The 10500-nt window shown below is 65.6% G+C and carries 13 protein-coding genes; 5 read left to right on the forward strand and 8 right to left on the reverse strand.

What is annotated here, in order from left to right; genetic code table 11:
• On the forward strand, positions 1-180 hold a 180-nt coding region (locus ACIQ42_RS10390; RefSeq protein WP_397422124.1), incomplete at its 5' end, for a hypothetical protein.
• 111 nt (positions 181-291) lie between these two features.
• Here ACIQ42_RS10390 and ACIQ42_RS10395 read toward each other — a convergent pair.
• Positions 292-1086, reverse strand: a complete 795-nt coding sequence (locus tag ACIQ42_RS10395) for an alpha/beta fold hydrolase (RefSeq protein ID WP_397422125.1) — start codon at positions 1084-1086, stop codon at positions 292-294.
• Positions 1087-1222: 136 nt separating this feature from the next.
• Here ACIQ42_RS10395 and ACIQ42_RS10400 point away from each other — a divergent pair, with 136 nt between their 5' ends.
• On the forward strand, positions 1223-1939 hold the full coding sequence (locus ACIQ42_RS10400; RefSeq protein WP_397422126.1) for a glutathione S-transferase family protein: 717 nt from the start codon (positions 1223-1225) through the stop codon (positions 1937-1939).
• Positions 1940-1967: 28 nt separating this feature from the next.
• Here ACIQ42_RS10400 and ACIQ42_RS10405 read toward each other — a convergent pair whose 3' ends face one another.
• The 5 genes from ACIQ42_RS10405 to ubiG form a co-directional block, all read right to left on the reverse strand.
• Positions 1968-2354, reverse strand: a complete 387-nt coding sequence (locus ACIQ42_RS10405; RefSeq protein WP_397422127.1) for a limonene-1,2-epoxide hydrolase family protein — start codon at positions 2352-2354, stop codon at positions 1968-1970.
• A 113-nt stretch (positions 2355-2467) separates the two neighbouring features.
• Complete coding sequence (locus tag ACIQ42_RS10410) at positions 2468-2893, reverse strand: hypothetical protein (RefSeq protein WP_397422128.1); 426 nt, start codon at positions 2891-2893, stop codon at positions 2468-2470.
• Positions 2894-2983: 90 nt separating this feature from the next.
• Positions 2984-3406, reverse strand: coding sequence for a thiol-disulfide oxidoreductase DCC family protein (locus ACIQ42_RS10415; RefSeq protein WP_397422129.1), 423 nt, complete (start codon positions 3404-3406; stop codon positions 2984-2986).
• Positions 3403-4206 carry an FkbM family methyltransferase gene (locus tag ACIQ42_RS10420; protein WP_397422130.1) on the reverse strand — a complete coding sequence of 268 codons (804 nt, stop codon included), beginning with the start codon at positions 4204-4206 and terminating at the stop codon, positions 3403-3405. Before ACIQ42_RS10420 ends, ACIQ42_RS10415 begins: the two co-directional genes overlap by 4 nt.
• 24 nt (positions 4207-4230) lie before the next feature.
• On the reverse strand, positions 4231-4989 hold the full coding sequence (gene ubiG, locus ACIQ42_RS10425; protein ID WP_397422131.1) for a bifunctional 2-polyprenyl-6-hydroxyphenol methylase/3-demethylubiquinol 3-O-methyltransferase UbiG: 759 nt from the start codon (positions 4987-4989) through the stop codon (positions 4231-4233).
• A gap of 122 nt (positions 4990-5111) precedes the next feature.
• On the opposite strand from ubiG, the gene ACIQ42_RS10430 reads away from it, so the two are divergent.
• Positions 5112-6359 carry an aspartate kinase gene (locus ACIQ42_RS10430; RefSeq protein WP_397422132.1) on the forward strand — a complete coding sequence of 416 codons (1248 nt, stop codon included), beginning with the start codon at positions 5112-5114 and terminating at the stop codon, positions 6357-6359.
• 15 nt (positions 6360-6374) lie between these two features.
• On the forward strand, positions 6375-6926 hold the full coding sequence (locus tag ACIQ42_RS10435) for a GNAT family N-acetyltransferase (protein ID WP_397422133.1): 552 nt from the start codon (positions 6375-6377) through the stop codon (positions 6924-6926).
• Between the two features lie 33 nt (positions 6927-6959).
• Here ACIQ42_RS10435 and ACIQ42_RS10440 read toward each other — a convergent pair whose 3' ends face one another.
• Together ACIQ42_RS10440 and ACIQ42_RS10445 are read right to left on the reverse strand one after the other, a co-directional pair.
• A complete protein-coding gene (locus ACIQ42_RS10440; RefSeq protein WP_397422134.1) occupies positions 6960-8126 on the reverse strand; it encodes a lipase family alpha/beta hydrolase in 1167 nt (388 codons plus the stop codon).
• A 272-nt stretch (positions 8127-8398) separates the two neighbouring features.
• Positions 8399-9808, reverse strand: coding sequence for an MFS transporter (locus ACIQ42_RS10445; protein ID WP_397422135.1), 1410 nt, complete (start codon positions 9806-9808; stop codon positions 8399-8401).
• A 52-nt stretch (positions 9809-9860) separates the two neighbouring features.
• Between ACIQ42_RS10445 and ACIQ42_RS10450 the strand changes: the two genes are divergently transcribed.
• Entirely contained in the window at positions 9861-10487 is a 627-nt protein-coding gene (locus ACIQ42_RS10450) for a helix-turn-helix transcriptional regulator (RefSeq protein WP_397422136.1), read from the forward strand.
• Positions 10488-10500: the final 13 nt, after the last annotated feature.

Raw genomic sequence — 10500 nt, forward strand, 5'->3', positions numbered from 1 at the left:
GGCTGGCGCGACGGGGGCAAACCTGATGCCCCGCGGGAGGTTGCGGCCCACAACCCCGAGACGTTGCGGACGCAGGTCGAGGCCTTCATGACAGAAGGCGGCCATGGCTACGTCGAACTGGCGGCGTGGAGCTTCGAACTCAACGACTGGGTCCGGATGGAGGCGTTCGGCAGGTCCTGAACCGGACAGTATCCAGCCGGGTGAGCATAATGGACCGCAAAGGGTTGTTCCTCGGTCCGATGGATGCGGCTGGCGCGACGGGCGCCAGCGCCGCCGAGCGCGGAACCGTGCCTATATTTCCACGAGGAACCCCCGCACCGCCGCCAGATAGCCGGTGAAGTTCTCGCGGCGGGTGTTGTGCCCGGCGTTGGGGATCTGGACCGCACGGATGCCGGGGTTGATGCGCATCGCCTCCGCCGCGAGCTCAGGCGTGATGAGGCCGCCCAGGGCCGGATCGGCGTGGATCAACAAGGTGGGCGCCGTGATCGCTGCGAAGGTCTCCTGCCAGGGCGTGCGGTAGTCCGGCATGGCCTCGGGGTCGACCTGCTGCTTTGACAGCGTCCAGGCGGGGAAATCGTCGGCGTGCCAGCCGGGCGACTGGGCCTTGCCCATGGCCGTGATTTCATCAGGCGACATTGTGCGAAACTTCCCTACGTGCTCGCGAAACCGCGTGCGGCGTCGTTCGGCGGCGGCGGGGTCGGCGAGCGGCGCCAACGGCGGATCTTCGAGGAGCACCCGGGCGGCCCGGCCGGGATGGGCGGCGGCGAACATGGCCGTGGCGCGGGCGCCGACCGAATGGCCCATAACGATGGGCGACCTCAGGCCCAGCAGATCGATCGCTTCGGCTATGTCCTCGCCTGGCTCACCCGGATCGCCCGGAGGGATTCTCGAACTCTGCCCGTGCCCGCGGGCATCCAGCATGATCACGTCGAAGTCGGGCGCCAGTGCGCGCGCCAACCGGGTCCAGCAGAGGCCGTTGTCAGTCAGGCCATGCGACAGTACCAGCGCAGGGCCGCCCCCGCCCGTTCGGTGATAGGTCAGATGGCCGCCGGTGATCGAAAGGTTCCCGGACGCCCAGGCGGTCATTCAAAGCCTCCATCGCAGAACGGCCAGATAACATCAGTTTGAGGCGCCGGGGTATCACGTCTAGGGTCGACGATGGAAACGCCCCAGGATCAACCGGGCACATCACTTCACCCGCCGCGCAGGGGAGCGCCTGACCATGATGAAGCTCTATTCCGGGGACCTGAGCCCCTATTCCGCCCGCGTGCGCCTGCAGATCTACGCCAAGGGCATCAAAGACATCACGCTGGAACGACCGGCGGATTTCGGGATGCCGAAATTTCGCGAGACCAACCCCATTGGCCGCATCCCGGTGCTGGATATTGACGGCGACCTGATGCCGGAGTCCGACGTCATCGCGGAGTATCTGGAGGAGATCTATCCCGAACCCTCGATGCTGGGCGCCACGCCGCGAGAGACGGCGCACATCCGCACCCTGGCCCGGATCGGCGACATCTATCTGATGAACAACATGTTCATGCTGTCGGCCCAGGGCCGGGCAGCCACCCGCAATCAGGGGATCGTCGACCTTCTGGGTGGCCAGGTGGTGCGAAACATCAAGGCTCTGGACCGCATGATCGGCAAGGACGGCTTCGCCTGCTCGGGCCGCCTGACGATGGCCGACTGCGCGATCGTGCCCGGCCTGTTCATGGTCGAGAACGTGCTGCAGACCACGGGCGTGGACAATCCCATCCCGGCCAACGCCAACGTCGCCGCCTACTGGGCGGCGATCCAGACCAACGAGCATGCTGCCAGGGTGCTGGTGGAGTTACACCGCGGTCTCGCGGAGCGCCGCGAACTCATCCGCAGCGGCGCCTTCGAGAAGATGATGGCGGCCGCAGCCGCGGCGCACGCGGCCGCCGAGGCCAAGGCCTGAAGACCAGGCGGGCGGCTTTCGGGCCGCCCTACCCCGTCGGCAGTTGTCCCGCGATCGTCGCGTAGTCGAAATAGTCGCGCCAGTAGGTGATCACGCCGTTGTGGACCTCGTAAGCGCCGGTTACCGGCAGCTCCACCCACTTGTCGCCAAACAGGTGCCGGTCCAGACGCTCCAGAAGAACAACCGGGCCAGACCCGGCGGAGCGCAGGACGCGGAACTCGTTCTCGGTGGTCGGGCCAAAAAACGGCTCAAGCACAGCGCGAATGCCGGCCGGTCCGCGAACAGTGCCGATGGGCGGCGGATTGACGTACTCACAATCGGCCGAGACGAGTTTCAGGGCCTCGTCATAGTTCAGGGGCTCCATGAGCTTCATGAACTGTCTGACGGTCTCGATGGGTGAAAATTCAGCGGCCACGGGTCGTCTCCTAGGTTGTCCTGGGTTTGACAGTCAGGCCCATGCGAGAGCCGGGCAATTACCTGGCAAGTCATCGGCGGGATTCCGCCGATCAGCGCAGCCCGGGCTCTGGCCTACGCCGCTCGCCTGAGAGCACCGCTTCCGAAGAGGCCGACGAGGTACATGCCGGCCAGCAGGGTGTTGGGCGCCACATTCATGGCGAAGCCGGTGGCGACCGAGAGGGTGCTGTCGATAACGAACCAGGCCGCCATCCCGGCTGAAACCGCGTTCCAGAGAGGGCGGCCCACCTCTCCTGCCGCAATCGCCGCGCGCACCACCAGGGTCAACATCACCGCCCAGCCGATCGAGACGCCGCCCATCACCCCGAGGCTGAACCGCATGGGCGCGTTCCAGACGATCTCGCTGGGCCCTTGCAGCAGGGAGAACAAGAGACTGACAGGCCCGCTGGTGGCTTCGAACGCCCCGCCGGCCAGTACGATCCCGAAAACCCCGATGGAGAGGCACCAACTCATGAACCAGGCGCGCCAGAAACCGGACATGTCGTTCTCCTTTGTTGGCGAGAAACCTAGTTCAGCTGGTAGGGGCGCGGCCATTACTCCTGAGGTCATGGCTTTCAGGCGTAGAGTCCCTCAATCTGGAACATGGAGCAGAAACTGCGCCCTCTGCGCTGGTGTTGGCGTCATGCAGCTGTCCCGCTTGCCCATCAGGCGATAGCGGTTTCGGGCCAGCAGATGATAGGCGGCGTCCCGCCAGCTTCGCGGCAGGGCGCGGAAAGCGGCGAAAAGGGACCAGGGGCGTCCAAAGCGACGCGCCAGAGCGATCAACGCATCCGACCCCTGAAGCGCCTGGCCGTTATCAAAGAAAATGAAGCTGTCCGGGTTTTCGAGATTTAGCCCGTAGCGAACCGCCAGCATGTTCCCGAACGGCGACTGAAGGGGCGTAAACCTCAACGCCTGCTTCTTATCCATCCGGATCGCGAGGGCGACGGATCCGGAACAAAGGTTGCAAACCCCGTCGAAGAGCATGAGCCCGTCGAGGTCGTCGACGTTCACGCCGCCATCCGCGCCTTGAACACGCCATCAGGCAGCCGCGCTGCGCGCGACGGGTGGATGAAGAAGTAGTCCTTCCAGGGCAGGTCCGCGACCAGGGTGGTGCGCTCCTCGAGCCGGACGCCGTCAAGCGCGAACATGCGGTAGCCGCGCTTTAGAAACAGATCGACCACCGCTTCGCCGGATCCGCCGAACCGGGCCTGGAGCATCGGCGGATGAATTTCCAGGAGGACGTGGGGGTGATCGCGATCAAGGATGAGCGCGGCGCCTTCCAGCGCCCTTTGCTCGGCTCCTTCGATGTCCATGCGAATGAAATCGACACGGTCAATGGCGTGATCGGCGCAGAAGGCGTCCAGCGTGACCACCGGGGTCATCTGGGTTTCCATGCCGGTGTCTTCGAGATCGGGTCTGGCAGGGCCATTCGGCTTCGTCTCGGCGACATAGGCATAGGCGCGCCCCATACGGCCAGACGACTTCTTGGGCGTCACCAGCATCAGTTCGCCCGGCTTGTCCGCCACGGCAGCGTGGATGGCTGTCACCTGTTTGCCCATGCGGTGCCAGGCGATGCCGAGCTTGAGCACCTCGAAAGCAAAGGCCGAGGGCTCGAAGGCATAGATGACAGCCTTGGGGGCCACCTGCGTCATCACGTAGGAATGGCGGCCATCGCTGGCGCCCACGTGCAGGCAAGTCGGCGCGCCCGACAAGAGGTCAGCGAGAAAAGGGGTTTCAGGCTCATGCTTGGCCCAGGCGCGATTGCGCCGCCAGGCGCGGAAAGCGTGATTGAGCACGCGTAAAGATGGCATCGAAACTCCTCGTCGCGGACTGGCTTAGGCCGCGTCGCGCACAACCGTCATCATGTAGTTCACGCCGACGTCACTGGATTCCGTCCATTTCCCGGTGAACGGGCTGAAGACCACCCCGTACGGGCCGTCCACGGTCACCGGCTCCGAGGTCAGGAAGCTGCGCAACTCATCAGGCGTCAGAAACTTGTTCCAGTCGTGGGTTCCGATGGGCAGCCAACGCAGAACGTACTCCGCGCCCACCTTGGCCAGAGCCATCGCCTTGAGCGTACGATTCAATGTGGCCACAATCATCAGGCCGCCGGGCTTCAGCAGCCGAGCGCAGGAGCGCAGGTATTCGCCCGGATCGGCCACATGCTCGATCACCTCCATATTGAGGATCACGTCGAAGAGCGGCTCACCGGCGGCAACCAGGGCCTCGGCTGTGGAGGTGCGGTAGTCGATGGATAGTCCCTGCTCCGCCGCATGAGCCGACGCGGTGCCGATGTTACGCTCGGAGGCGTCCACGCCCGTCACCTGGAAGCCCAGGCGGGTCATAGGCTCCGACAACAGGCCACCGCCGCAGCCGATATCCAGCAGCCGCAGGCCCTCAAACGGCCGGCGTGCGCTGGCGTCGCGCCGGAAGCGATAGAGCGCCTGATCCCGGATGAAGGCCAGCCGCACCGGATTGAACCTGTGCAGGGGCGCAAACTTGCCGCGCGGGTCCCACCACTCGGCGGCGATGCGCGAGAAGCGCTCGACCTCGGCAGGATCGATGCTGGAACGGGCGGCGTCGGGCGAACTCATGCCCCCTTCTAGCAACCGCGCGGCGCATGTCCAAAGGCCGGAGATATTGCAGCGTGGCGTCACCGTCGCTAGAAGGCTCCGCCCTTCGGGGGCGAAGCAATGAGGGTGCGTAGCCAGAGCCCATGTCCAGGCTGGTCATGAAATTCGGCGGCACTTCGGTGGCCGACCTGGAACGCATCCGCCGCGTGGCGCGACTGGTGAACGCCGAAGTGCAGGCCGGCCACCAGGTCGCCGTCGTGGTTTCGGCCATGTCGGGCAAGACCAACGAACTGGTCGCCTGGACCGATGGCGCGGGCGCCGCGGCCCCCGGCCTGCCGTCATCCGATGATGAATACGATGTGGTGGTGGCCTCCGGCGAGCAGGTGACCGCTGGCCTGCTGGCCATGACCCTGCGCAACATGGGCGTTCCCGCGCGGTCCTGGATGGGCTGGCAGATTCCGATCATCGCGGACGACGCGCATGGCCGCTCGCGCATCGACGACATTCCGCCCGAGAAGCTGGGCGCGGCGATGGACGCCGGTCAGGTCGCGGTGATCGCGGGCTTCCAGGGCGTTACGCGAGACGGGCGAATCGCGACCCTGGGTCGCGGCGGCTCTGACACCAGCGCAGTGGCGATTGCGGCGGCGCTTGGCGCGCCCTGCGACATCTATACCGACGTGGACGGGGTCTACACGACCGACCCACGGATCGAATCCAAGGCCCGCCGGCTTGCGCGGATCTCGTACGAAGAGATGCTTGAGATGGCGTCGCTGGGCGCCAAGGTGCTGCAGACCCGCTCGGTTGAACTGGCCATGGCCTACAAGGTGCCCCTGAGGGTGCTGTCGAGTTTTGTCGAGCCGGGCGAAGCGCCAGGCCAGGGCACCATCGTGTGCGACGAGGAGGACATCGTGGAGAAGCGGATCGTGAGCGGCGTGGCCTATAGCCGCGACGAGGCGAAGATCAGCCTCTTTGGACTGCCGGATCACCCGGGCGTGTCGTCAACGATCTTCGGCGCCCTGGCCGACGCCAATGTAAATGTGGACATGATCGTCCAGTCCAAGGCCCGCACCGCCGACACAGCCAACATGGAGTTCACCGTCGGCAAGCGCGATGCCCAGCGCGCCGTGGAAATCGTTCGAGCAGCCCAGCCGCAGATCGGCTTCGAGGACGTGCAGGTAAACGATGACGTCGCCAAGGTCTCGGTGATCGGGGTCGGCATGCGCAGCCACACCGGCGTCGCCAAATCGATGTTCCAGGCCCTGGCCGAAAAAGGCGTCAACATCCAGGTGATCTCGACGTCGGAGATCAAGATCAGCGTCCTGATCGACGCGGCCTATACCGAGCTGGCGGTTCGCGCCCTGCACGCTGCGTACGGGCTGGATCAGCTTTAGGGATTTGCCAGCGCAATGATGCTGCGCATTGTCGAATTCGATGACCTTACCCGCCAGCAGCGTGCGGACGCGGCGCGGGTGTTGGCCGACGCTTTCGCCGACCGACCGGGCTCCTTCGACGGCAAGTTCAAGGAAGAGGTCGACACCTTCTTTGTCGACGACGACCGCGACGCGATCGCGGCGCTAGAGGATGACGTGCTGGTCGGCTGGGTCGGCTGCATCGAAACCTACGACCACGCCTGGGAATTGCACCCCCTTGCTGTTGACCCGTCGGTGCAGCGGGGCGGCATCGGCACGGCGCTTGTCCGGGCGCTGGAAGCGCGCCTGAGAGCCGAGGGCGTCTTGACGCTCTATCTTGGCACAGACGACGAATTCGGCGGAACAAACCTCTACGGTGTCGATCTGTTTCCGGACGTCGCGGGCAAGATCGCCACGCTGGCGGAAACGAGCGGCCACCCCTTCGCCTTCTACCAGAAGCTGGGCTACGAAGTCGTCGGCCTGATCCCGGACGCCAACGGCTTCGGAAAGCCTGACATCATGATGGCCAAGCGGCTTGGCGGCGTCTGACCGGCAGGCGTTCGACGCGGAAGCCGCCATCCCCTACCGCAGGTGCTGCACCAGCCTGGTCTGGAGTTTGTTCATGTTGGGCAGGATGCCGTGGAGCGCGGTCACGGCATCGAGCAGCTTGTCCCTCAGCTCAAGTGGCCCGAAGTCCTTGTTTGAGAGAATGACCGTGTCGGCTTCCTGAAGAAAATTGGGTAGCGCGCCTTCGTAGGGGACCGTGCCGTCCCCTGTGCGCCAGCCGCGGCTCGACTTCTTGTCGGTCATGCCCGGCGCATCCAGTACGAACCTGGGCGCGCCATTCCGCATCTGTATGTCCATGGCGACCTGGGTCTTGTCCCCGATCCCGATGATGCAGAGCCAGTCGTCCGCGCTGAGCCCGCAATTCGCCAGATTGAGCCCGTCGACCGAGGCGCGGTGAGCCCTGGCCTGGGCCAACATGCCCCGGAGAATCTCCGCCGCGTCGGCTGGCGCGCCTGAGCCCCGCAGCCGCAGCGCCTCGCCGATGGTGTCCACCACACTGGCCTGCCACAGACGCTCATCGAACATATCAGTCTGAGGCAACGCGGCATCGATGGTGACGCCCCGGGTAAAGCTGGGCAGCAGATGGTAGAGCGCAGGTGTCAGCCTTGAAGCCTCCCGCTCGCGGCGGTTCGTCGTCCCCTTGACGATCTTCTCAACGGCCTGAAATGACCCCTTGAAGGGTGTTGCGATCGTGGCGACGCGCTCAACCGGCGAGTTGGTGCCGGCCCCGGCTAGGTAGCCGGCGATCACCAGACCGCCCATGGAATGTCCGACGAGGTTGACCTTGCGCCGTTGCGCGTAGTCGTCCGCGAAGTAGTGGCGCGTAAGTGTGGTCTTGTTGATGACTTCCTCGATGAACGCGCGCAGCTGGACCTGGGATATCTCCAGCGGTTGACGCCAATCGTATCCGAAGATGTAGACCGGCACGGGTTGATCGGCGCGTTCCGTCAGATCGTGGCGCAGATCCAGCACCATCTCCTTGTAGGCGATGTCAAAGACCTGATCGGGCCTCACCTGGGCCGGCAGTTCGCCCTCGTAGCGCGTGTCCTGTGGATGTAGGCCCGCGCGATTGTATTCATTGCGGGTAAGCGACCAGATCAACTGCGGCGGGAACTCATAGAGATCGCGCAGGTCGGTCGCGGTTATGCCGGGCACCAGGATCACGGGATTTGGCAGTGGCATTGCTAGTCCCTCCGGGAGTTCAACCCGAATGCTGCCATGTCACTTACCCGATGACAACTTCATGATGTTGTTTCAATTGTCACACACATTCCGGGATTTTCGCGCTGGTTTTGGGGCGCGACGGGCGTACGCAACACTGTTCTGATGGGCGTGCTGGCCTGGTTTCTCCTGACCAGCGCCGGCTCCATCGCGTCTGGAAACGCGTCGAATGCGCTGTTCAATGTTCTCGTCCTGCTGATCGCCGTCGGACCGCTCTGGCGGCCGGCGAGGGATTAGTCCCGGGCCGTCGCCGCCGTCATCCGGAACGCCGCCCAGGCGCCGATCAGGGCAATCGGGATCACCGAGGCGAAGACCCATAACGAGGCAGATCGCGCACTGGCTTCTGTCAGTCCCTGCGAAAAGCCCGCCATGTTGGCCGCCACGCCCGAGATCGCCGCCCCGGCCGCCGCGCCGGTCTGTCGGACGGCGGAGACAGCGGACGAGCCGATGGCGCGGTCCTCGTCCGACAGCGCCGCCATGATTCGCCGCGTCATGAAGGCGTAGGAAAACCCGAAGGCCACGCCCATCAACGATCCGCCCACCAGCACCCAGGCGAGCGGGCCATCGGCCATGCTCCAGGTCAGGACGACCAGGCTGACGATCAGGCAGGCTGCGCCGATACGGATCCAGCGGCCGTCCCAGATTCCGGTGACCCCGGCGACCGCGATGCCGGCGATGGTCCAGGCCATGGCCTCGGCCCCGATGGCGTAACCGGCCCAGAGCGGCGAAAACCCGCGAAGCTCCTGCAGGATCGGCGGGCCATAGATGCCGAAACCCATGGTGGCCGCAGTCATGGCGAACATGGCCAGATAGCCGGCCCCGACCACGGTCCGGACATCACCGGCGCCCTGCGGCAGCAGTCGAACCCTGGCCCGGCCGTCCAGCCAGATCACCAGAGCCAGAACACCAAAGCCCGCCAGCACCAGCCCGATGGCGGCGGCCGGCTCCGTCAGCACATTGGCCACAGCAATCGCGCCGACGCCCAATGCCAGGACGTTCAGTTGCATCCAGGGGATCCCCGGACCGCCCTGCCCCTTGGCGGATCCGGCCAGCAGGAACGGCGCCGCGACGGCGAAGACCGCTGCCTGAAGGGCGAACAGCCAGAACACATCACGCCAGTCGCGGGTTTCGACCACCAGGCCGCCGACCAGAGGCCCCAGCACCGTCGCCACACCCCAGACAAACGTCACCGCCGCAAACACCCGCGCCAGATGACGCTCCGGGAACAGCAGCGCGATGGCGACCATGGCGAACCCCGAGATCCAGCCACTGCCCAGCCCCTGGATCACACGTCCGGCCAGGAAGGTGGTGATGTCCGGCGCCAGAGCGCTCATGACGCAACCCACCGCCATGATGACGCCCGCCAGCGCGGTCGCCAGACGCAGGCCAAACAGCTCCGACAATCGCCCGGCGCTGGCCCCCGCCATGATCGCACCCACCAGAAACCCCGCCGTCGCCCAGGCGAAGTAGGCGTATCCACCCAGATCGGCGCCGACATTGGGCATGATGGTGGCCGTCACAAGGCTGTCGGCGGCGTTCAGCCAGACACCCAGACAGATCAGCAGGAACCGCGGCGCGCGCCCTTCGGCCAACAGATCGGCCCAGCTGTTGGCTGGATCCTTCGGTTTGACAACATCACTCATGTCAAATTCGACTAGACCCGCCCGACTGGATTTGCAACAATCTCATTGTCAAATGAACACGCCCACCGACCGAATCCTGTTCCAGCTCAAGACCCGCGGGCCGGCGGAGACCCTGGCGCTGGCCGGCGCGCTGGCGATCAGCCGCCAGGCCACCCTGCAACATCTGGAACGCCTTGTCGCCGAAGGCCTGGTCGAACATGCCGATGAGCGGCGTGGCGTGGGCCGGCCCCGCCGGATCTGGTCGCTGACGGCCACGGCGCAGGCCCGCTTCCCCGACACCCACGCCCAGCTGACTCTCGAGATGCTCGACACCATGCGCGCCGAATTCGGCGAAGCCGGTATTGACCGGCTGATCACCCGGCGTGAGGCCGTGACCACGCAATCCTATATCCAGGCGCTGGCGCCACTGCGGAGCCTCGGCGCCCGCGTCGCCCGCCTGGCCGAGCTTCGGACGGCGGAAGGCTACATGGCCGACTGGTCGCAAGGCCCGGGCGGCGGCTTCCACCTCGTGGAGAACCACTGCCCCATCTGCGCGGCGGCGGCCGCCTGCCAGGGATTTTGCCGCGCCGAGCTGGAGACGTTCCGCAAGGCCCTGGGGCCGGATGTGAGCGTCGAACGCACGGATCACATCCTGGCCGGCGCCCGCAGGTGTGCCTACCGGATCACCGCCGCGCGCTAGCCCCCGGCAGCTG

Origin of the sequence: Phenylobacterium sp. (assembly GCF_044372605.1) — a bacterium.
In the GTDB taxonomy this organism is placed as follows: Bacteria; Pseudomonadota; Alphaproteobacteria; order Caulobacterales; family Caulobacteraceae; genus Phenylobacterium.